Annotated in this window: 18 protein-coding genes; 1 reads left to right on the top strand and 17 read right to left on the bottom strand. The window is 68.9% G+C overall.

Going from position 1 to position 21,410, the window contains the following annotated elements:
• Positions 1-11: 11 nt before the first annotated feature.
• From PUT80_RS05100 to PUT80_RS05055, 10 genes are all read right to left on the bottom strand, one after another.
• Entirely contained in the window at positions 12-275 is a 264-nt protein-coding gene (locus PUT80_RS05100) for a DUF1883 domain-containing protein (RefSeq protein ID WP_101436391.1), read from the bottom strand.
• Positions 276-383: 108 nt separating this feature from the next.
• On the bottom strand, positions 384-1,685 hold the full coding sequence (locus PUT80_RS05095) for a hypothetical protein (protein ID WP_101436392.1): 1,302 nt from the start codon (positions 1,683-1,685) through the stop codon (positions 384-386).
• A 689-nt stretch (positions 1,686-2,374) separates the two neighbouring features.
• A complete protein-coding gene (locus PUT80_RS05090; protein ID WP_275291252.1) occupies positions 2,375-4,693 on the bottom strand; it encodes a M20/M25/M40 family metallo-hydrolase in 2,319 nt (772 codons plus the stop codon).
• Positions 4,694-4,848: 155 nt separating this feature from the next.
• Positions 4,849-6,090 carry an MFS transporter gene (locus PUT80_RS05085; protein ID WP_275291251.1) on the bottom strand — a complete coding sequence of 414 codons (1,242 nt, stop codon included), beginning with the start codon at positions 6,088-6,090 and terminating at the stop codon, positions 4,849-4,851.
• A 156-nt stretch (positions 6,091-6,246) separates the two neighbouring features.
• Positions 6,247-7,194 (bottom strand): helix-turn-helix transcriptional regulator, encoded by a 948-nt coding sequence (locus tag PUT80_RS05080; protein ID WP_275291250.1) that lies wholly within the window; start codon positions 7,192-7,194, stop codon positions 6,247-6,249.
• 103 nt (positions 7,195-7,297) lie between these two features.
• Positions 7,298-7,696 carry an STAS domain-containing protein gene (locus PUT80_RS05075; RefSeq protein ID WP_275291249.1) on the bottom strand — a complete coding sequence of 133 codons (399 nt, stop codon included), beginning with the start codon at positions 7,694-7,696 and terminating at the stop codon, positions 7,298-7,300.
• 454 nt (positions 7,697-8,150) lie between these two features.
• Positions 8,151-8,987, bottom strand: coding sequence for an SDR family NAD(P)-dependent oxidoreductase (locus tag PUT80_RS05070; protein ID WP_275291248.1), 837 nt, complete (start codon positions 8,985-8,987; stop codon positions 8,151-8,153).
• Positions 8,984-9,916 (bottom strand): patatin-like phospholipase family protein, encoded by a 933-nt coding sequence (locus tag PUT80_RS05065; protein WP_275291247.1) that lies wholly within the window; start codon positions 9,914-9,916, stop codon positions 8,984-8,986. Before PUT80_RS05065 ends, PUT80_RS05070 begins: the two co-directional genes overlap by 4 nt.
• Positions 9,917-9,996: 80 nt before the next feature.
• Positions 9,997-11,601, bottom strand: a complete 1,605-nt coding sequence (locus PUT80_RS05060) for a carboxylesterase family protein (protein ID WP_275291245.1) — start codon at positions 11,599-11,601, stop codon at positions 9,997-9,999.
• Between the two features lie 218 nt (positions 11,602-11,819).
• Entirely contained in the window at positions 11,820-12,713 is an 894-nt protein-coding gene (locus PUT80_RS05055; RefSeq protein WP_275291244.1) for a LysR family transcriptional regulator, read from the bottom strand.
• Positions 12,714-12,831: 118 nt separating this feature from the next.
• On the opposite strand from PUT80_RS05055, the gene PUT80_RS05050 reads away from it, so the two are divergent.
• Entirely contained in the window at positions 12,832-13,827 is a 996-nt protein-coding gene (locus PUT80_RS05050) for an NADP-dependent oxidoreductase (RefSeq protein ID WP_343076869.1), read from the top strand.
• A 42-nt stretch (positions 13,828-13,869) separates the two neighbouring features.
• Here PUT80_RS05050 and PUT80_RS05045 read toward each other — a convergent pair whose 3' ends face one another.
• From PUT80_RS05045 to PUT80_RS05015, 7 genes are all read right to left on the bottom strand, one after another.
• Positions 13,870-14,274 (bottom strand): hypothetical protein, encoded by a 405-nt coding sequence (locus tag PUT80_RS05045; protein ID WP_037807387.1) that lies wholly within the window; start codon positions 14,272-14,274, stop codon positions 13,870-13,872.
• Between the two features lie 9 nt (positions 14,275-14,283).
• Complete coding sequence (locus PUT80_RS05040) at positions 14,284-17,541, bottom strand: hypothetical protein (protein WP_275291242.1); 3,258 nt, start codon at positions 17,539-17,541, stop codon at positions 14,284-14,286.
• Positions 17,541-17,873, bottom strand: a complete 333-nt coding sequence (locus PUT80_RS05035) for a hypothetical protein (protein ID WP_037807383.1) — start codon at positions 17,871-17,873, stop codon at positions 17,541-17,543. The genes PUT80_RS05040 and PUT80_RS05035 overlap by 1 nt, the downstream gene beginning before the upstream one ends.
• Before the next feature lies 1 nt (position 17,874).
• Entirely contained in the window at positions 17,875-18,132 is a 258-nt protein-coding gene (locus PUT80_RS05030; RefSeq protein ID WP_037807706.1) for an acyl carrier protein, read from the bottom strand.
• Positions 18,125-19,732, bottom strand: a complete 1,608-nt coding sequence (locus PUT80_RS05025) for a fatty acyl-AMP ligase (protein WP_275291260.1) — start codon at positions 19,730-19,732, stop codon at positions 18,125-18,127. The genes PUT80_RS05030 and PUT80_RS05025 overlap by 8 nt, the downstream gene beginning before the upstream one ends.
• Before the next feature lie 90 nt (positions 19,733-19,822).
• Positions 19,823-21,022, bottom strand: coding sequence for a DUF6596 domain-containing protein (locus PUT80_RS05020; RefSeq protein WP_275291241.1), 1,200 nt, complete (start codon positions 21,020-21,022; stop codon positions 19,823-19,825).
• Positions 21,019-21,390, bottom strand: a complete 372-nt coding sequence (locus PUT80_RS05015; RefSeq protein ID WP_037807377.1) for a YciI family protein — start codon at positions 21,388-21,390, stop codon at positions 21,019-21,021. The genes PUT80_RS05020 and PUT80_RS05015 overlap by 4 nt, the downstream gene beginning before the upstream one ends.
• Between the last annotated feature and the right edge of the window lie 20 nt (positions 21,391-21,410).

Below are 21,410 nucleotides of genomic sequence, written 5' to 3'. Positions count from 1 at the left end.
GTGTCAGGGCGTCAGTCAACGAGTTTCGTCACCGTGGCGGTGATCCGTCCGTCGTAACCATCGACCACGAGGTACCAGCGAGCGTCGTAAGGCACATCGAGGATCGTGGGGCTGCTTTCCCAGTAACCGCCGTGGTATTCGTACTCCTCGCCGTCGAGGTAAGCCTGGTACTCCTCGACATCCATCAGGCACACCCTGGCAGGAACTCCGCGCAATTCGACCTCGACGGACGTGGCACCCACGCACGGGCCGAGATCCCAATACAGGTGTTCCATGCCACCATCCTTTCGCAGCCCGACCGGGCGCGGTGATCACCCGCTTATCCGGGAGGCGTGCGTCCGGGGTTCGGACCGGCGCATGCAGGTCCGCGTGCGGATCGAGTGTCAGTGCTCGTTCAGGAAGGCCGTCTTGACCAGTTCGGCGGCGTCCACGAGCGGGCCGGCGGGGACGGCCATCTCGCCCTGGGTTGTCAGGTCGCTGCTGTCTTCGGTGAGCACCCAGGTCACGCGCACGGAGGTGGCCTGCGGGTCGCGGGCCACGAGCACGTAGTCGTCCACTTCAGTGCGCCACTCCACGTTCGGCCGCAACGACTCCGGTGTGAGCGTTACCTCGGCGTTCGCGCCGCGCTGTGCCCAGTCCACTGGGTAGCCGCGCGGGGTTATCCGCGAAGCCACCGAATCGAGCACGCTCCAGTGCGAAGTCTCGCGCCCCCGGACCGGCTCGACCAGCCGCGACAAGTCCGCCTCGTCACGCTCGTCGAAGTCGGCGATCTCGCAGTTGTGGAAGGTCAGGACGATTTCCGGTCTGGCGACGAACCGGTCCCGGCTGACCACGCGCACTCCCACACCGTCGAGGGCTACGCCGAACAAGTGTGCACGGCCTGCCTCGATGTGCGTCGGGCGCGCTTGCCTCCATGCGTCCAGCCGCGCGGCCCGATCCTCGGTCGTCGGCGTCACCGTGTCGCCGAACAGTCCCGGTGGGACATAGCCAGGCAGCGGCGACGTCTTCTCCTTCGACGGCGGCTCGAGGTATTGCTGCTCTTCGAGGTCATACAGCCGGTCGAGGATCTCCGCGACCCGGTCCACCCGGCTGATGGAGCCGAGGAGGTCGATGTCGAGGGTGATCGGAGGCCGCGGGACACCGCGAGCCCGGTCGGTCAGCGCCATGATCTCGCCGGCGTTCGCGGTCCTGGTGTTGCTGTGATCGCGAACGTAGATCGCGCCATCGGCCAGCTGGTCTTCTCCGGGCACGCCGTACGCCTTGTGGCAGGGGTAGATCGGTTGCCCGTCCTCGGGTGGCAGCCCGATGACGAATAGCACCTCCCGATCGCCGTCCGCGCTGATCCGGCCGAACTCGAAGCCGGGGAACGTCGCACCCAGGTAGGGCCGGAGCCGGTCCGCGAGCTCGTGGGGCTCCGCACCGCGAGCGACACCACCCGCCTCGCCTTGCTGCGCGCCGATCACCAGCACGGCGTAGCCCTTGAAGTGCCGGGCCGCATCCTCGGGCAGCCGGTTCGCGCAGGCCAGGAGAAACTTGGCGATCTTCACCAGCCCCGGCTTCGAGGCGATGTCCACGGTGCTCTTGGCTTCGAGATAGCTCGTCTCCGCCGCATCACCATTCGCGACGACGTGATTCAGAACGGACCGCAGAATGCGCTCGCCCAGCGGTACGACATTCGTATCCACCCATCAACCTCCACACGCCTGCCTTCGTCCGTTCGGTCAGACGGTAATGCCAGACATCGAACCCCCGCGCGAACGAGGCAAAACCCCAGGTCAACCCGTGTCGCGGACCCGCTTGAGCACAGCAGGAAGAACGGAGACATAACGGAGCCCAGACTGCCCGTTAGCAACCGCAAACATGATCTTGAAGTCGCCAAAACCGCAGGTAGAAGCCCTGCAATCGAAGCCCGTTTCAAGATCGCCGCGATCGAACCCGCGGGCTTTTAATCCGTAGGTTCTGGGTTCGAGCCCCAGGCGGCCCACCAAAATCCCAGGTCAGCGGCTATCCGGTCGAGACCGAGCGAGATCAGCTCCCCGGTTTTGGGCCGGGTTGTCCAGCAGCCCTTCCGGGGCCATCGCCGTGACCGGGTCGACCGCCTTTCGCTTCAGGTCGTTGTCCTGCGGCGTCGACACCCGCGATCAGCCGGGCGGGATGCCCGCGTCGTCCAGCGCGGTCGCCGTCGTCTTCCGGAAGTTGTGGGACGTCAGCCAGATGAAGTCGTCGCCACCGCGGCCAAACTAGGCTTTTCCGCGCGCGACAACGCGTCATAAAATTGCCACCAGACCTTTTTTGCCAATTGTGCAGGCACCAGAGTTCCCCACGCGGACATGCTGTGGCCCATCGCGATGCACTCGAGCGTGATGTCGTTTCATCAGATTTCATAGCTCCGTGCCACCGCGACGAGATCGCCGTCCTCACGGGTCGACGCGACCACTCCGGGGGGCCTCGGCTGGAATCCCGGTGCGTCGGCGAGGCCGAAGGTCTCGTCGACAGCGGTGATCCGGACGTGGTCGGCGCCTGGTGTGCGCAAGGTGATGTCGACTCCGCCGGGTGGCAGGTCACGGAAACGGATCTCCGCCGGCCAGGTGTTGGCTCGCGTTCCGGCGACGGTCACGGTCACCGGTGCCGCCCCCGGTATGGCCGCGGTTGCTTCGATGATCTGGTGATCAATTCGGAGCGTCAACGACGTGGCCCCACGCCTGGACGTCACGTGCACCGTGCGGGTGTCCCCGTCGCGGGCCAGTACCGAGACCTCCGGCCCTGCTGCGGCCATCGGCTTGGCGGCACCGGTCCACAATCTGCCGCGAGCGTAGCCGGGCGGCAGGGCAGTGAGGTCGCGGCTGTTCACGTGCTTGCCGGTCCACGCGGTGGGTTCGTCCTCCCCGCTGACCCAGGCAGCGGTGCCCGTGTCGGCGTTCAGTACGTAAGCGAGGTGTGTGCGCTCGGGGTGCCGCGCGTCGAAACGGTCGACGGCGAGTCCCGCACCGACCAGGCCCACTGCCAGCGCCGTCGCGGTGAGCGGCACTGCCATGGCGATACGCCTGCCGACGCCGCGGGCAGGGCTGGGGAAGAACAATTCGACGATCGGCAGCAGGGTCAGGCCGAACAGGGTCAGACATACCGTCCCGACACCGGCGAGTGCCAGTCCCATTCCGATGAAGGCGTTGCGGGCCAGCAGCGGGAGCAGCGCCGTGGGGATCAGTGACCCGAGGGTCACCGCGACGACGGGCCAGGCCGCGAACCGTACCGGCAGCGACGCGAGAAGCAGGCCGAGCGCACCGGACATCGCCGTCAGTGCGAAGAGGAAGGACGCTCCCGGCGCCGACACCGCGCAGACCACGCCGAGCGCGGCGGGCCACATCATCGCGCCGATCGCGAGCGCGGCCGGCCCGAGCCGGCGTCGCAGCAAGAGGTACCAGCCGAGCAACGCCAGCCCGGAGAGGGTGGCGAGAGCCGCCTGGTAGGCCAGCGGGCGGTGAAGCAAACCGCCCATCGCGTCGTAACCGGGTCGCAGTCCTACCAGGACGGTCCACAAGCCCTGCCCTAGCAACGCCGACAAAGCCAACGGCAGCACCGCGGACGCTGCACCGAGAAGCATCCGCGGCACGCTCGCCAACCGCCGCCGCCGCGCGATCAGCACCACGGCCGCCACTAGCAACACCGCCAGGATCGCGATCGGCCAGACCAGGGCGTCGGAGTAGGTGATCATCGTCCCGAAGATCCGGAAGTAGGTCGCGTCGCGGCCGGAGGCGAGTGCGGGCAGGTCGGCGCCACCGAACGCGGCGGAGAGACGGAGCATGTTCTCGCCCAGGTGCTGCAGGCTGCCGCGATCGAGGTTGGCGATGGAGTCGTCGGCGGTGTGGTAGCGAGACGCCCCTTCAACGTAAGCGGAGTTCAGCCCGGTGAAGCCGGCTTGCGACAGCGCGGTGAAGTCACTGTTGTTCGGCAGCATCCGGTACATTTCGACCATCGACGAGTCACCCCGCGGATGGGGCACGGCGTCGGTGAACAACGAGACCAGCCCCGAGTTGCCCCTCGACGTCTCGAACATCAGCGACGGTCCGCTGACCCCTCGCGCCTCCCAGTTGAGCACCACGCCGCCCCGGCGAGCCAAGGGGTGCTCCCTGACGAACGCGTTGGCCCCCAGCAGTCCGTCCTCCTCGCCATCGGTGAACAACAGCACCAAGTCGTTGCGCAGCCGTCCCTGTCCGCCGAGCGTCCGCGCGATCTCCACCATGGCGGCGACCGCGGCGCCGTCGTCAGAGGCACCAGGTCCGGCAGCAGCGGAGTCGTAGTGGGCCGCGAGCACAACCGCTCCGGTGGAGTCCCGGCCGGGCAGCGTGGCCACCACGTTCTCGACCCTGCCGAAGGTCGCGAGTCCCGCCGCCGATCGTGAGCCGACCGAGTGCTGGATCTCCACCGCGAAACCCGCCGACCGGAGCTGTCGGGTCAGGTAATCCCTGGCGCGGTCACTGGCCGGACTGCCCAGTGGACGCGGTTCGGTGGCGAACCGCTCGAGATGGGAGATCGCCCGCTCGGCACTGAACTGCTGCCCGGGCGCCGACGCGGGAACAGGTTGCTGGACGCTGCCCTCGGACAGAACAGTCAACGACAAAGCGGCGGCAAGAACCAGTAGAGCGGCTATCCCCGCGACGACCCTGCGTGGCACATCGATCAATTTTTCGAGCACGCCGGAACCCTAAGCAGCCAGCACGATGCCGATAATGGTGTGCGCCGCACAAACAGGGTGCGGTTTTCCGCATCCCGCCGTCAGGTGTCCCGTACCCGGTGAGCCGCGAAGGGAGGCGTCAACTATGCGCGACAAGGGCTGGTGACGACGAATGTTCAGGACTCCGCGGGAAGAACGGCGCTGATCGCCTGGGGCTCCCGGCGGGACCAGACGGCAGCCGCGGCGAGCGCGACCAGCGCTCCCGCGGTCCCCGCCGCCGCGATCGCCGTGGCTGGCCCGGTGAACTGGGCGAGCAGCCCGCCGAGGACGATGCCGAGGCCTTGGCCCGCGACCATGCCGGTGCGGGCGAACCCCAGCGCGCGGCCTCGGACGTCGGGCGGGACAAGCTGCACGAACGTGGCTCCGGCGGTGACCTGGTAGGCCGAGCACAGCCCCGATCCGAACAACAGCACCAGCGCCGGAACGAGGCCGGGACCGGACCAATAGCCAAGCAGAGGCACTGACGTGCCGATCGCGAGCAGCCCCAACGCCCGCAGCCGCGTTCGCCGGGACACCAACCTCAGCAGCACCGCCCCGACGACGGCTCCGGCGGGTTCGGCCGCGAGCAGCACCCCGATCCATCCCCCGCCGACACCGATTTCCTGAGCGAACGGCACCGCGAGCCCTTCCGGGACGACGGTGAACAGCGCCAGCCAACCCAGCCACAGCAGGGTCGCGAGCCGACGATCTCCGAACACGGCGACAGCCCCTCCGGCGACTTGACGCCAGGAACGACGCCACCGTGAAGCGAGGGCGTCGCCGGGCAGAGACACCGGCGGCACGTGCGGACCCAGTGCGACGCGAAGGAGAGCCGCAGACACGGCGAAGGTGACCGCATCGATCGCCAGCGCGGTATGCGGCCCCACCCCGGTGACCACCAGCGCGCCGGCGGCGAAACCGGCGACCAGGCACAACTGGTTCGTCACCTGCTGCACCGTCTGGCCCGCCTCGTACCGGCCGCCGAGCAACTCCGGCAACACCGCGCCCTGCGCCGCCGAGAACGGGGCCTCCGCCAACTGCACCAGCACCAGCACCAGCAAGACCGCCAGCAACGGCAACGGCACCACCGGCACGGCCATCAGCGCGACCAGCCCCGCCCGGACAAGATCGCAGACCACCATCACCCGCCGCCGCGGGAACCGGTCAGCCAGCCACGACAGCAGGGCTCCGGACAACAACGCGGGCAACATCGACAACGCGTACGTCGCGGCACTCCACGCCGGGGACCCCGTTCGCTGGAACACCAAAATCGTCAGCGCGACCCGCGCGAGCTGATCCCCCGCCGTCGACAAAACACCCGCGACCCACACCACCCGGAACCCAGGCACTGTGAACGCATTCCACGTACGACTGGCCATCCCCACCCCGCGGCTGCCCCATGCGTCTCCCCGAACGCCGAGCGTAGCCTCAGATTCCCGCTGGCACAGGCGTTTCTCGGAACGCAGCCGGAGACATGAGACATCGAATAACGAGGCAGCGCGTTCGTCAATGAGGTAATTCGCGAAGAATTCCGTTCAATCGTGAAGAGCCTGCGAAGGAAGTTCTCCATACGCAGCCCGATAATGCGCAGTAAACGCACTAGGCCGCATATACCCCCACCGCGCCGCCACCTGCGTAACCGTCGTCTCCCCCGGCGTAGCAGCCCTCAGCTCAGCTCGTGCATGGTCAAGACGCACCCGTCGCAGGTAAGCCATCGGGGTCGTATCCAGGTGCCGTCGGAACGCCAGCTGCACCGCCCGTGCGGAGACACCCGCGGCCTGGGCCAAGTCGGTGGCCGTGAGGTCGCGTTCGGGATTCGCTTCGATGAACGCCACAGCGCGGCGCAAAGCTGCCGGATGTGCGTCGAGTGAGGTGCCGGCGCGTTCGTCCAGCGCAGTCGTGGGAAAGGCCGCGAGGACAGCCGCGGCGAGGTGCTGTGTGGCGGTGCTGACCAGCAGTGGGTGCTCGGCGATGTCCGGTGCGGAGAGGACCTGGTCCCGCACGTAGGTGATGGCGGCCCGCAGGTGCTGGGCACCGGCGGCGGACACTGGGTTGTGGTCGAGCAGTTCGACGGGCTTTTCGACTCCGGCGACGCGGGCCAGCACGTCTGGGTCGAGCATGGTGATGCTGTAGCGCGCCCGGCAGATCCGGCCGGAGTACGGGCGGTCTGGCGGGGCGAAGGAGAACAGGTCTCCGGGGCCGAAGTCGGCGGGTTCGGACCAGTTGGCCGGCCGGTGGTCTTCGATGGTTCCGGTCTCTATGTCGCAGAGGCAGATCCGGCCGAGCGGGCTGACGTCGTAGCTCATCTCGAAGTGCAGGTCCAGCTGGTCGGCGCTGACGCTGTCCGAGGCGACCCGGGTGATGTGGGCGCCCGCGGCGCGGCCTCCGCTGCCGATGCGCATCGGGGCGTAGGACTTGGAGAGGAATTCTTCCGTGCGCTCCAAGTCGTCGCTGTCGAACACCAAGTGTCCAGGAGCGGACATCCGCCGGTTCGTCCTCCGTCCCACGCCGACAAAGCGACCCCGGCGGGTCCTCGGGCGTCGTGCGAGGACCTCCGACGTGCTTCGTCGCGGGGCAGGCCCCCGGTTACCCGCGTGGGTCGGGGATCAAACCGCCGAGCTGGGAGCAGGCGTCGTCGACGGTGGTGGCTAGGCGGAGCATGGCGTCGACCCTGGTGACGCGCAGCGGGCGCAGGACGGCCCGGTTGCCGCCGGTCACCACGATCAGTTTTCGGTGCCGGGCGGTGGTGGCGCGGTGGGTGTCGAGCATCAGCGACATGCCGATGACGGCCATGAAATCCAGGCCGGTGCAGTCGAGCACGATGTCGCGGCCGGTCCGCAGCTGCGTATTCAGTACGTCGGCCAAGTCGTCGGCGGTGGCCAGATCCAGTGCGCCGCTCAGTCTCACCAGCACCAGGGAGCCCAGGGGCCCACAGCGAATCGCCAGGTCGCCGGGGCGCAGCGACCGTTCGGTTGTCTCGGACATCAGCGGGGTTCTCCCTGTCGTCTGTGTGGCCAACGCCGCGACGGGGAATCGTTCCCGAAGGCACCGCTGAATCTCTGCCCGATTTCCGGTCTTCCGCTCCGGAAGGAACTGGGGTTGTCTCCACCGTGCAGGGTTCGCCGGGAATGGTCTAGCGGCGGAACCGAACCCCGGGACTATCCGGAAAACGAACCGTTCCGGTGCAAGCGGGCCGGATCGGCGCGGGTCACTGCCGCCGGTGCGGGCAGCTGCCAGCCGCTCTCGTACGCGGCGGCGAAGCGGTCCTCCACCAGGACTAGCCGGCTGCGACTGCTGAGCGTGCGTACCTGCAGGTCAGTCCGGTCGTGGACACCGCGCAGGCGGACCGCTGCGCCGAGGATTTCCGCTCCGTCCGTGAACCGGCGGTACTGGGCACGCGGCGCTCGCCGAGGCTTGGCTGCGTCTGGTTGCCTGATTACTACCGAGTTCCTTGCTGTGCCTCAAGATTCGCCCGGTACGCAGAGCGTTCCGGGTGGTCCGCGTGCAGCGCACGGTCGTCGCGGACCAGCCGCCGGATGCGGTTGAGGACCGGTTCCGGGGTGACGCCCGCAGCCGCGGCGAGCAGGCCGACATAGCCGGGCACGGCGATTTCGGCACGGCGGTTGTGCACCGAATCGACGACCGCCCTGGCGACGTCTTCCGGCTGCACCTTCGGAATCGGCCGCATGTCGAGGCCGGAGGCGAGTGCGGTGTCGACTGCCGAGGGCAGCACTGCGGTGAGGCTGACGCCCGCCTCCGCGAACTCCAAGCGGGTCGCGGCCGTCAGCCCCACCACGGCGAATTTGGTCGCGTTGTAGACGGCCAGTCCCTTGACCGGGAACTTGCCTGCCAGCGAGGCGACGTTGACGACGTGCCCGAAACCGCGTTCGACCATGCCGGGCAGCACCAGTTTCATCCCGTTGAGGACGCCGCCGAGGTTGACGTCGATCTGCAGCCGGTCGGTGGCGTCGGCGAGTTCGAGGAACCCGCCGTTCGGCATGAGGCCGGCGTTGTTCACCAGCACGTGCAACGGTCCGTGAGCCTTCTCGGCCGCGGCGGCGAAGGACGCGAACGAGTCGCGGTCGGCGACATCGAGGTGGTGCGCGGTGCCGCCGACCAGCTCGGCGGTCTCCTCGGCGGCCGCCTGGTTGAGGTCGCCGATCGCGACGCGCGCGCCCTTGCTCGCGAACAATTTGGCGACCGCGCGGCCGATCCCGGCACCTCCGCCGGTGATCGCGACCGACGCGCCGTCGAGGTCGATTTTGGGGTAGATCATCGGATCGCTCCTTGCTCGATGGCGGCGCGCACGCGCGGCGGGGTCAGGGTGCGGCAGGCGCGGAGCACGTCGGCGCGGCGGCGCAGGTCCATGAAATTCGGGCCCATGACGTCCAGTTCGGCCGGGCCGGGTTCGATCCGGAGCACCTGGATCCCGGCGGCGCGGAGCTGCTTGACCTCGGCGTCGACGCGCCGGGTCATCGCGCGCCGGGCGAGCCGTTCGACGCGCGCAAAGCCGCGGCCGGGTGTGCCGCCGGAGGTGGACATCGGCGGGATGAGCACGACCTCCTCGACCCCGGTCGGAATGACGAGATCGGCGGACGTCGGCGAAACGGTGCCGCCATCGACGTACCTGCGGCCGTTGACGGCGACCGGCGGGAACCAGCCTGGAATAGCCCACGACGCGGCAATCGCGGTACCGAGCTGAGCCCGCTGCGAATTCCCGAACGCGACCCGCTCCCCCGTGCGGAGATCGGCTCCGACGAGCCAGGTCCGCGGATGGTCGACCCAGCCGTCGGCATTGGCCAACGCGGTGCCGAGGTCGCGCAGCCATCCGGCGTCTCCACGTCCCCTCGGCAACGCTCCGGCCAGCCCGGCCAGCAGGTCCACCCGGCCACGCAATCCCGCGACGGCGAGGCCGAGACCAGGCCAAATCGGTGTCGGCAACGGCGGAAGCTTGCCCGGATGCCGCGCGAGATGGTGTACGACGCGGTCGTCGGCGGGCTCTCCCAGCAGCGCGGCCATGATCTCGCCGACCCCGATGCCCGAGCCGAGGAACGCCGCCATCTCCGCGCCCGCCGACGTGCCGACCAGGACGTCGGCGTCGCGCGCGTCCCATCCCAGCTGGTCCTCGACCGCGGCGAGGGCAGCGACGGTCCAGGCGAAGCCGAGCGTGCCGCCACAACCGAGCACCAGTGCGCGTTGGGTCATCGACCACCTCTGCGGAATCGCGTGTCAGTGGCGGAACCGTATGTCATTTCTGCGGCGAGGGCAATACCGTTGCAGAGCGCCTACCGGTGGTGCGCGAATGGAGTCAACGGGTCCCAGAGCTCAGCGCAGTGATGCTGTCGCGGGATCTCCATCGTGAGCTGACTGTCTCCGGCAGCGTTGAGCACCATCACCGCCGGGCTGTCCTTTGTGTACGGATCCCATTGCGGCGCACCGTCCACAGTGGGGTTTCCGGTGCGGGCGAACCCTGCCCATTGGGTCAGGATCTGGTCGGCGAGCACCTGCTGGTTGGGGGTCAACTGGACGCCGTTCGGGAACATCAGCAGCCATTCGGCGACGTGGTAGGCACCATTCGGTTTGGCGGGGTCGACGAAGAATTGTGGTGGGATATCCGTGTCATCGACCTGGTAGGCGAAGACCGGGATGTGTCGCGAGAGCCGTTCGTCGTTGAGCAGTGCGGGGCAGACCGAGTTGGAATCGGCGACGGCGGTCCGGTAGGCGAGGAACGGGGCCGGCGCGGGGTAGCGTTTCAACGGATATGTCTTGCGGACCTCGTCGGCGTGCTTTCCGTACTGCTGCTTAATAAACTTGTCGTAATCGGCTGCGGTCTCGGCGAACGGAAGTTGGGTTTCGTCGCGGTCGACGCCGTGCATCAGAGCTACGTGATTGACGTGCCCGGTGGCGAACGCTTCGGCGGGTGACATCGGCAGCGTCGTCCCGTCGACGATCGGTGCGACCGTGCCGTTGTCCGGGTTTCTTCCGTGGTCGGCCTGTTTGAGCACCGCCTGCGCGGGCAGCGCACGCAGGCAGGCGGCGGTGGAGCAACCCAGCGCCTTGGCGAAGCGTTCTCCCTTTTGCTGCGCTTGTTTCTCGGTGGGCAGTTGGGCTTTGCAGTCCTGCGTTTGCCAGATGGTGTCGACGCCGAGCAGCGAGTTGTACTCCCCGCTTTGGCTGATCCCGCGGTTGAACAGCCCGGCCGAGCCTGGTGAAGCGGTGTGGGCGCAGACGCTCGAACCGCCCGCGGAATCGCCGTAGATGGTGACGTTGTGCGGGTCGCCGCCGAACTTCGCGATGTTGCGCTGCACCCAGCGGAGCGCGGCTTGCTGGTCCTGGAGGCCGTAGTTTCCAGCGTGCGCACCGAAGGATTCATGTGCGAGGAAGCCGAAAATCCCGAGCCGGTAATTGAATTCCACGCTGACGACGTGCCCCGCGGTCACGAGACGGCTCGCGTCCGCCGGCTTCCACAACAGGAATCCGCCGCCGTGGATCTGAACCATCACCGGGAACGGACCGGGGCCCGCGTTAGCAGGCGTGCGCACGGTCAGGTTGAGACAATCCTCGTTGTCCGAACCAGGTCCGGTGCCGGGCGGTTGCGGACATTCGTTGCCCTCCGCGGTCGCGGCGAACGGCTCAGTCCAGTGCACGGGCCGCTGCGGCGGGGCCCAGCGCAACTCGCCGACCGGCGGCGCGCCGTAGCGAATCCCTTGCCACGACTTGATCTCCGCACTCGCGACGCCGCACACCGGACCGTCGTCGGTGGTGACCGTCGTGCCCGGCGAACACGCTGGCGCGCTCACTTTGGCGGCCAGCGCCGCCGATCCGGCCACCGACAGCACCACTCCCACGACAGCCGCCAGGACAGCGGGCACCTTTCCGTCGAATCTCATCCGTCCTCCTTCGGTCCCGCCTGGCCGGGGAGGCGAACGAACGACGAGCAGCGAACAGGCGGTTTACGGAATGGGCTCGACCAATGACCACCTGCGGGTCATCGCGGCGGGAACACGTCCCGCGTGCCTCCAGTCTGGCGGCCGCGCGGCGAGGCACAACCTCCGTTCGGTCGCGCGGAGGGTGTCAAATTCCCGGGGACGATGGTCTTTGTCCGGGATCAAGCAGCGCCGAGGAACTCCGCCTCGGCCACTGCGCGCAATTCGCGCACTAATTCGCGCACCGCAAGGGATTGCGCACCGGCGTAGGTGGCGACGTACCCGATCCGCCGGGTGGGCGGGTCGGCGATCGGGGTGACGACGACTCCCGGCGGCGTGGCGGCGAGGGTGAGTTTCGGCAGGATCGCCATGCCGATCCCTTGCGCCACCATGGAAAGCACCACTCCGTCGTCGGCGACCTCCATTTTCGCGGACGGCAGCCAGTCCTGCCGCGCCCACCAGGAGCGCGTGTAGGAGGAGCAGTTTTCCGGCCAGTCAAGCAGCGGGAGGCGGCGCGCTTCGGCGTGTCCGATCGGGTTGACCAGGAAGTACGGCTCCCGGAACAGTTCTCCGGCGACCAATCCGGCCGGCGGGGTTTCGTCCTCGCCGAGGGTCGCGATGGCGACGTCCGCGCGTCCGTCGGCGACCTCGCCCGCGGTGCCGCGGCCCAGTTCGGGGACGACCAGCACCTGCGGATGCAAGCCGGAATGCTTGGCGGTCAAGCATTCCAGCGCCGCGGGCAGGAGATGTGCGGCGGCACTGCGGAAAGCGGCGATCCGCAGCGGACCGGTGAGGGATCCGGCGGCCGCGCCCCGGGCTTCGGCGCGGAGAACGTCGAGTTGGCGCAGGATCAGCCGGGCGTGCACGAGCGCGCGGGCACCAGCCGCGGTGGGGCGGGCACCGGTTCGGCCGCGGTCGAAGAGGATGGCGCCGACCTTGCGTTCGCAGGTCCGGACCGCGTGCGAGACCGCGGACTGAGTCAGGCTCAACTCGGCGGCAGCGGCGGTGAAGCTGCCGGTGCGCTCCACCGCGAGCAGCAGGCGCAGCTCGCCCGGAGTGAGGTCGACAGCATCCATGCGGCCAGCCTAGCCGTGGCCATGAGCGGGATTCATGGATTGGCGCGGTCCATCGATCCGGAGGTCTGCCGCGGCGGCTTGGGCGCGCTTAAGTTGCTGGTCAGAACCGACTAAGGAGATTCACGTGTCCCTGACCGCCGTCCGCCAGGTCCGCCGTCCCGAGGGCGCGCCGAGCGCCGCCGACTTCGAGTTCGTCGCCCAGCCGCTGCCGGACCTCGCCGACGGACAGGTGCTGGTCGAAAACCGTTACCTGTCCGTCGATCCGTACATGCGCGAGTTTATGGAATGGGGCGGCTGGGAGCTGGGCGCGGGTCTGGAAGGTCGCACGATCGGCGAGGTGGTCGAGTCGAAGGAGCCGACGCTGCCGATCGGCACGACGGTGTTCCATCGGCACGGCTGGGCGACCCACGCCGTCCTCACCAGCGCCGACGCCCGGACGATCACGCCCGCGGACGGCGTTCCGCTGAGCGCTTACCTCGGCATTCTCGGCGGAACCGGGCTCACCGCGTACGTCGGACTCACCCGGATCGCGCAGGTCCGTCCCGATGACGACGTGTTCATCTCCGCAGCGGCCGGTGCGGTGGGCAGCGCGGCCGGGCAGATCGCCCGGTTGCTCGGTGCGGGGCGGATCGTGGGCAGCGCCGGATCGGCGGCGAAGGTCGAGCACCTGACGCGCGACCTCGGTTTCGACGCCGCCTTCAACTACCACGACGGTCCTGTCACCGATCTGCTCGCGAAAGCGGCCCCGGACGGAATCGACGTGTACTTCGACAACGTCGGCGGCGACCACCTGGCCGCGGCGATCGACGCCCTCCACGACCGCGGCCGGGTCGCCTGGTGCGGTTCAGTCGCGCAGTACAACAGCCTGCGCACGCCGCCGAGCGCGCCGCACAACCTGTTCGACGTGGTCGGGAAAAGTCTTCGGATCGAAGGATTTCTGGTGCGCGATCACCTCGACGCGCGCGAAGAGTTCGAGGAATTCCTGATCCCGCACGTCCGCAGCGGGCGGGTGCTCGTGAACGAGACTGTGACAGAAGGGTTTTCCAGCATCGTGGACGCGTTCATCGGGATGCTGCGCGGGGAGAACGTCGGGAAAATGCTCGTCCGGGTCTGACCGCCGGGAGGGGGCCGGACAGCCCCCTCCCGGGTCAGAACCTCAATCGCGCCAACGGTTGTTGAGGAAAGCGTCGTCGTCCTCGTCGTCTTCCACCGGACGCGGTCGACGCGTCGGACGGCGCGGTGCCTCGCTCCGCAACGCGGGCTGATTCGGAGTCACCGCGAACGGCGACGCCGAACCGGGCTCGTTGCCGAACTCGTCGGAATCGAACGCCGAGGGCGGGTCGGTGCTCGGCCGGTCCGTGCTCCACCCGGACTTAGTCTTGCGCTTCCCCATCTCCCGCCGGTGCTGGACGTACCGTTCGGCCGCCTGCACCTGCTTGGTCATGTACTCCTGGGACTGCGCCTTGATCTCCTCGGCCTTCTGCTCGCGCAGGGCCCGGCGGTCGGCCTGCTCCCGGACCAGCGCGTCCAGTTCGGCCTTCATCGCGGCGGTTTCGCTCATGCGTGCCTCCTACCTGGTCCGGATGATCGGCGCGTCGTCGTCATCGTCGAGTGAACCAGTGATCCGGCTGGCGGGCTCCCCGAGGTTGTCGAAGACCGCACCCTCCACGCGATACGCCGCGCGCCGCTCGGTTTCGCCGCCGCCGCCACCGCCGCCGTGTCCGCCGCCCATCGCGCCCATGCCAGGCATTCCCGAGCCGCCGGACTGACCCGGCTGACCGGAGTGATCGCCCGCCGGCTGCGAGAACCCGCCGCCGGTTTGGGTGCCGGCGACCGGCGTGTGGTCGACGCCGACCACGGGCCCGCCGTGCAGCGGAGCGCTCGGTGCGCCGGCGGGCACGCCCGGACCGCCGCTGTGCGAGATCTCCGGACCGGGGCCGCCCTCGATCGGATGGCCGGGAGCACCGCTCGGAACGCCGTGCTGCAGCGGCTGAACTGGCTCGCCGGGGTGCACCGGACCGGGGCCGCCTCCCGCCGGATGTTCGCCGAACGGGCCGCCGGTGTGCGACATCTCCGGACCCGGGCCGCCCTCGATCGGACGCCCGGGGTGGCTGCTGCTGGGCGAGGCGCCGCCGTGCCCGTTGCCGTCGGGTCCCTTGTGGTCGGGTCCCTTGTGGTCGCCGGGACCGTCGCCCGCGTGGTGCCGTCCGGTGCTGTCGCCGGGTGCGTCCGGACGGTGGTCGACCTCGTGGATGCCCTGCTTCTGGTCTTCCTCGCCGAGCGTGTAGGTCGTCGGGTTGCCCTTGCCATCGTCGACCGTGACGACGGTCGGCCCGTTCGGCCCGTCCGGACGCTCGGCGGTGATCTTCGTGTCGCCGTCGCGGAGGTGGATCTTGCCGTCCGGACCGGGGTGGTGGACCTGGGCGTCGTCGTGCTGGCCGTCGCCGCCGCCGTGCGCGGACTTGTCGTCGGACCAGTCGATCTTGAAGTCCTTGACGTTCCCGGAGCCCTCGCCGATCTTGATGTCCATCTTGCCGTCGTGGTCCGGCTCGGACATTTCGAAGGTCTTGTCGCCCTGCTTGACCTTCAGGACATCGCGACCGTCTTCGTCCGGCTTGCCGTCGTGGTCCTTGTCCTCACCCGGCTTGCCGTCATGGCCCTTGTCGTCGTCGGGCTTGCCGTCGTGGTTTTTGTCCTCGCCCGGTTTGCCGTCGTGACCCTTGCCGTCGTCGTCCGGTTTGCCGTCGTGGTTCTTGTCCTCGCCGGGCTTGCCGTCTTCGCCGCCGGGACCGCCGTCGGCCGGGTCGGTCTTGATCGGCGGGCCGTCGACCGGACCGCCGCCGCCAGGTGAACCGCCGCCGCCCTTGTCGCCGGAGGTCTTGTCGTCGCCGGGAACCTTGTCGTCCGGGCCCTTGCCGTCGGGACCCTTGCCGTCGCCGCCGGTCGAGCCGGGTTCACCGCCGCCGGGTCCGCCGAGGGAGCCGCCGCCGTGGCTGCCCTGCGCGTCCTTCTTCAGCGACTCCATCGCGGCCTCGGCCTTTTGCTTGGCCTCCGCCTGAGCCTTCTGCTTGGCCTCTTGCTCGGCCCGCTGCTTGGCCTCTTCCTCGGCCTGGTGCTGGTCCTGTCCGCCGCCGGAACCCGAACCGCCCGAGCCCGACGAACCGCCGGAACCAGACCCGCCGGAGCCGCCGGGATCGGTCTTGATCGGCGGACCGTCCACGGGACCGCCGCCGCCAGTCCCGCCGCCGGGGCCACCGCCCGAGCCGCCGCCGAGGGGGCCGCCGCCCGGCGAATCGGACGGGACGTCCAGGTCGGGGACCTTCCCGCCGCCCCCGCCGGAACCACTGCCCGAACCGCTGCCGGACCCGCCGCCCGAACCGGATCCGCCCCCGATACCGCCGCCGGAACCACCGGGGTGGTCGCCCTGCGGCGTGTCCGAACCGGATCCGCCGCCAGGACCGCCGCCGGTTCCCCCACCGGTGCCGCCTCCGTGGCCGCCCTGGCCACCGCCATAGTTGCCAGACCCGCCCTGACCGCCGCCATAGTTGCCGCCGCCAGGACCCTGACCGCCCCCACCGGGACCCTGACCCCCACCGCCAGGACCACCGCCGCCGGGACCGCCTGCCCCGCCAGCCCCGCCGTCCTTGGCGCCCTCGAACTTGTTCTTGATCTTGCCCATTTCCTTGTCAAGGGCGTCGTAGGCCTTGTCGACGAGGTCCTTGGCGTCCTTGCAAGCCTTCTCGAACCCCTTGTAGATGGTGTCCCACATGTCGGGGTTGAACTGGTTCATGATCCACTGCTTGGCGAGGTCCTTGCCGTGGCTCTGGATCTCGTCGTCGTTGCAGCAGCCCTGGTCGTTGAGGGTGTCGACCAGGTTGGTGCCGAAGTTGTAGTCCATCCAGCCGGCGATCTGGGCCAGGTCGTCGACGCTGCCGTGCTCGCCGTTGGCGACCGCGATGACCTTCTGCGCCATCGTGTAGTCGGCCTTGCCGACCTGATCGCGGTACAGGGCGATGACCTGGTCGGCCTTCCCCTTGCACAGGTCGAACAGCGTCTTCGTGGTGTGCAGCGTCGCTTCGCTGGCGTGGCTGAGGTCCTCGCCCAGCTTCGCGGCCTTCTTCTGGATGCTCTCGTTGTACCGGTCCGACGCCGCGTCGGCGCCCGCCCCGGTCCAGGTTCCGAAGAGGGTGCCCAGTTCGGTTCCGGTATCGGTCAGCGTCGCCTTCACGGTTTCCGAGCCGTGCTTGAAATGGATGGCGTCGTTGACGAAACCCTCGAAGCTGATGCCGCGCTGCTCGTCGAACGGACCGCGGATGTCCTTGTCGAGGTCGAGCTTGCGCGTGTTGCCCTTGCAGTCGTCGGGGAGCTTCTCGAGCAGCCCGCCGAAGGTCTCGAACACCCTCAGCGCGGCCGCCGCGGGGTCGAAGAGCTCGTCGGACGTCTTCGTGCCGGTGGCCCCGGCGTCCTTGCCCTCACCAGGGGCGGGCGGGGCCTTCTTGTCGAGCTCGCCCTTGCCCTTGTCGACTTCCTTCTTCTTCTCGTCCTGGTTGTAGCTGTTCTGCTGGCCTTTTTGCCGGGCCTCTTCGTAGACCTGCTCGAGCGGCGGGGCGCCGCCAGGAGCCGCGAACGGGTTGTTCGGAACGGTGATGAACGTGCGTCCGTACGACTTGATGTACTTCGCGACGTCCTGGCCCTCGTCGCCTTCGGGATGCGGGTGCTCGTGGACCCACGCCCGGAGCAGGCCGTCCTTCAGCTCCGGCGGCACCGCCGAGTTGTCGAGCAGCTTTTTGACATCCGGCCACGTCTTCGGCTTGTTCTCGTCCGCCATCAGAGGATCCCGTCGACGCCGTTGCCGGTCTTGGTGATGGCGCCGGACTGGTTGTCCTCGTTCGTGCCGTAGGCAGACCCGGCGGTGCTGATGTTCGTGCCGAACGATTCGAGCGCCTTGCTGTAGCCGGAGAGCGCGCCCCACAGCTGTTTGGTTCCCTCGAGGTACTTGTCGGCGTGCGCTTGGTGCACCCGGCCGAACTTCTCCTTGGTCAGCTCGGAGGTTTCGAGGTCCGGATTGTCGTCAAGCAGCTTCTCCGCCAGGTCGCCGATCTTCTTCGACGCCTTCGACAACGCTTCGGTTGTCGCGGTGTACCCGCCCCCACCGCTCATTTCAGTGCTTCTCCTCAGCTCGGCAAGCTGTCAGGGCCTCCGCGAGCACGTCCGCCACGGATTCCACGTCGGTGAACCGATCGAGCTCGTCCAGATCGATCGACACGTCGTAGTAGATCTCCAGCGCGGCGAGAAGCCGGATCCGGCCCTTCGAGTCGATGCCGAGCTCCTCGAGCGGAGCGTCGGGCACGACGAGGGCCGGGTCGAGCCGGAAGGTGTCGCTGACGACCTTCGTGACCTCGGCGCAGTGATCACCCACGGACGCCACCGTAACGCGCCTTGGCGGCCGACCGGGCGACCTTTCCGCTGGAAGTGCGCGGAAGTCCGCCAGAAGGGACCAGGTGTACCGCACGGAGCGTGAGATCGTGCTCCCTCGACACCGCTCGCAGCACGGCCCGGGTCACGTCCTTGACCTCGGCTTCCGCTCCGCGCACCCATTCCGCGACCACCATCGCGCCCTCGCCCTGGTCGTCGGCGACGCCGAACGCGGCGACCCGGTCGCGCCGGATCGCCGGGTGCGCCTCGCCCGCCGCCGCCTCGAGGTCCTGCGGATGGAAGTTGCGGCCGTCGACGACGATCAGGTCCTTGAGCCGACCGGTGACGTAGAGGTCGCCGCGGTGGAACACGCCCAGGTCGCCGGTGCGCAGCCAGCCGTCGAGCCCGTCGAGGACCCCGCCGAACGCTTCCGCGTCGCCGCGGCCCCAGTAGCCGGACGCGACGTTCGGGCCGTGCACCCAGATCTCGCCGACCTCGCCCTCGGGCTGCTCGTGTCCGTCGTGGACGATCCGGACGAGCTGCCCGACCGGCCGTCCCACCGACATCACCGGCTGGCCGTCCGGCGTTTCGACGGCGCGGCCCTGGGCAAGGGCTTCCCGATCGAGCACCGCGCCGCGCGGTCCGTCCTCGCCCGCGCTCGCGACGTACACCGTGGCCTCGGCCAGCCCGTACGACGGCCGATGCGCCTCGGCGCGGAACCCGCGCGGGCCGAACACCTCGTGGAACCGCTCGACCGTGCGCGGCCGGACGGGTTCGGCTCCGTTGAGCGCGACCCGGACGTCCGAGAGGTCGAGGTCGTCCTCCGCGCCGACGTCGGCGGCGAGGTCGTAGGCGAAATTCGGGGCCGCGGTGAAGACGGCCGGATAGTCCGAGAGCTGGCGGAGCCACCGCTGCGGCCGGTGCACGAACTCCGCCGGCGACATGAACACCGACCGGCCGCCGACGTAAACGGGCAGGCACAGCAGCTGGATCAGGCCCATGTCGTGGAAGAACGGGATCCAGCCCGCACAGGTCGTCTGCTCGTCCGAGGCGTACGCCTGGCTGGCCTGCCAGCAAGCCGCGACGATCGCCCGGTGCAGGATCACCGCGCCCGCCGGTTCGCGCGTCGATCCCGACGTGTACTGCAGGTAGGCAGGGCTTTCCGGAGCCACGCGGACCGGGTCGACGCCCGGTCCGGACAGTTCGTCCACCACTACGAGCTCGCCGGGATCGCTGAACTCGCGCACCTTCGCCGCGGCGGCCGAAGACGTCGCCCACACTCGCGCACCGGAATCGGCGAGGACCCCGGAAAGCCGGTCGGCCTGCGCGCGATTGCCCGGCAGCATCAGCGGAACCGCGACCATTCCGGCGGCGAGCGCGCCGAAAAACGCCAGCGGATAAGCGAGTTCCTGTCCGGCGAGGATCGCGACGCGCTCGCCCGGTTCCGCGACCCGGCGCAATTCCCCGGCCACGACCCGGACTTTGGCGGCGAATTCCGCCCACGTCAGCGTGTGCTCGACGCCACGAGTGTGCTCTTGGTGGGTGAACAACGGCCGTTCGTCGCCGGCGCGGGCGAACAACCGGTCCACGATCGAGCCGCGCATGACCTCGTCAGGCACGCTCGCAGACGTCCGGGACACGCAGCGCAACCTACTCGACTTCGCGACCGGCCCGCGAGCCCGGGCACGGAGAATTCACTCGCGTACCTTGGCGGCCCGGGATTCCAGATAACGCTTCTCCGCGATACTCGCCGTCGCCTTCGCGGCCAGCCGGTAGTTCTCGTACGCGCCAGGCAGATCCCCGGCTTTCTCCAGCAAATGCGCCCGCACCGACAGCAACCGGTGATGCCGGGCTATCCGTTCCTCGCTGTCCAATGTGGACAAAAGGGCGAGCCCGGCCCGCGGGCCCTCGGTTTCGGCGAGCGCGATCGCCCGGTTCAACGTCACCACCGGATTGGGCGCGATCCGTTCCAGGATCAGGTAAAGCGCGTGCACCTGCCGCCAGTTGGTCTCGTCCGCGGTCGCCGCGTCGGCGTGTGTCGCGGCGATGGCCGCCTGCAGCTGGTACGGACCGAGCGCCGAACCCGCCAGCGACGCTTTCGCCAGCTCTGTACCCTCGTCAAGCATGGCGCGGTCCCACGTCGTGCGGTCCTGATCGGCCAGCGGGACCAGGTCGCCGGACGGTGTCGTGCGAGCCGTTCGGCGAGCGTGTGTCAGCAGCATCAACGCGAGCAGACCGGTCACCTCGCTGTCGTCCGGCAGCCGCTCGTGCACCATCCTGGCCAGCCGAATCGCCTCGTAGGCCAGGTCAGCGCGGTGCAGATCGCGGCCGGACGACGCGGTGTAGCCCTCGTTGAAAATCAGGTACAGCACCTGCAGCACGACATTCAGCCGCTCCGGTTCCTCCGAACCCGGAAACGAACTGCCCGCCGCCTTGATCCGCTGTTTGGCACGGCTGATCCGGGCAGCCATCGTGCCCTCCGGTACCAGGAACGCGCGGGCGATCTCGGCCGTCGTCAGACCGCCGACCGCACGCAGGGTCAACGCGGTCTGCGACGCCGGGGTCAGCGCCGGATGACAGCACATGAACAGCAGGAGCAGCGTGTCGTCGGTGTCCGGCACCTCGGGCGCGGCCTCGGCGGCATTCGCCAGCTCCCGCTCGCGGCGCGCCAGGTCGCTGCGCAGCTGGTCGACATAGCGCCGGGACGCGACCGTCGACAGCCAGCCGCGCGGATTGTCCGGCACGCCTTCGACCGGCCATTGCTGAGAAGCCGCGAGGACCGCCTCTTGCACGGCGTCCTCGCAGCCCTCGAACTGGCCGTACCGGCGCACCAGCACGCCAAGAACCTGCGGCACGAGTTCGCGCAGCAGGTCCTCGACGGATGGAGTGGTCACGCGTCCAATTGTCCTTCCGAGAACATCACCTGGCGCACCTCGACGCCGAGCCCCTCGATCGCGGCGTCCGGAACCTGCGCGGCCAGCTCGATCGCGCGCTCCTTGCTCTCGACGTCGATCATGTAGTAGCCGCCGAGGAACTCCTTGGACTCGAGAAACGGCCCGTCGGTCACCACCGGCTGCCCGTTGCGGACCGACACGACCGCGGCCTGCGAGGGGTCGGCGAGGGCCTGGGCGGCGATCAGTTCGCCGGACTTCTTCGTCGACTCCATGAACGCGGTGACGCCGTTGCCGAGGGCTTCCTTCTCCTCTTCGGTCAGCGCGTCGAGGACGGACTGGTTGATGTGCAGGCTGATCAGGAACTTCATCGTCTTGCTCCTCGTGGTCT

It is taken from the genome of Amycolatopsis sp. La24 (genome assembly GCF_029087445.1).
Lineage (GTDB): Bacteria > Actinomycetota > Actinomycetes > Mycobacteriales > Pseudonocardiaceae > Amycolatopsis > Amycolatopsis nivea.
This window is presented reverse-complemented; position numbering and strand designations above follow the sequence as displayed.

Excerpts from the sequence above, each read along its gene's own strand:
- PUT80_RS05070 (WP_275291248.1), bottom strand. The coding sequence starts at position 8,987 with ATGATCTACCCCAAAATCGACCTCGACGGCGCGTCGGTCGCGATCACC.
- PUT80_RS05035 (WP_037807383.1), bottom strand. The coding sequence starts at position 17,873 with ATGAGCGGTGGGGGCGGGTACACCGCGACAACCGAAGCGTTGTCGAAG.
- PUT80_RS05015 (WP_037807377.1), bottom strand. The coding sequence starts at position 21,390 with ATGAAGTTCCTGATCAGCCTGCACATCAACCAGTCCGTCCTCGACGCG.
- PUT80_RS05055 (WP_275291244.1), bottom strand. The coding sequence starts at position 12,713 with ATGGATGCTGTCGACCTCACTCCGGGCGAGCTGCGCCTGCTGCTCGCG.
- PUT80_RS05075 (WP_275291249.1), bottom strand. The coding sequence starts at position 7,696 with ATGTCCGAGACAACCGAACGGTCGCTGCGCCCCGGCGACCTGGCGATT.
- PUT80_RS05045 (WP_037807387.1), bottom strand. The coding sequence starts at position 14,274 with ATGAGCGAAACCGCCGCGATGAAGGCCGAACTGGACGCGCTGGTCCGG.
- PUT80_RS05025 (WP_275291260.1), bottom strand. The coding sequence starts at position 19,732 with ATGCGCGGCTCGATCGTGGACCGGTTGTTCGCCCGCGCCGGCGACGAA.
- PUT80_RS05060 (WP_275291245.1), bottom strand. The coding sequence starts at position 11,601 with ATGAGATTCGACGGAAAGGTGCCCGCTGTCCTGGCGGCTGTCGTGGGA.
- PUT80_RS05040 (WP_275291242.1), bottom strand. The coding sequence starts at position 17,541 with ATGGCGGACGAGAACAAGCCGAAGACGTGGCCGGATGTCAAAAAGCTG.
- PUT80_RS05080 (WP_275291250.1), bottom strand. The coding sequence starts at position 7,194 with ATGTCCGCTCCTGGACACTTGGTGTTCGACAGCGACGACTTGGAGCGC.
- PUT80_RS05100 (WP_101436391.1), bottom strand. The coding sequence starts at position 275 with ATGGAACACCTGTATTGGGATCTCGGCCCGTGCGTGGGTGCCACGTCC.
- PUT80_RS05065 (WP_275291247.1), bottom strand. The coding sequence starts at position 9,916 with ATGACCCAACGCGCACTGGTGCTCGGTTGTGGCGGCACGCTCGGCTTC.
- PUT80_RS05085 (WP_275291251.1), bottom strand. The coding sequence starts at position 6,090 with ATGGCCAGTCGTACGTGGAATGCGTTCACAGTGCCTGGGTTCCGGGTG.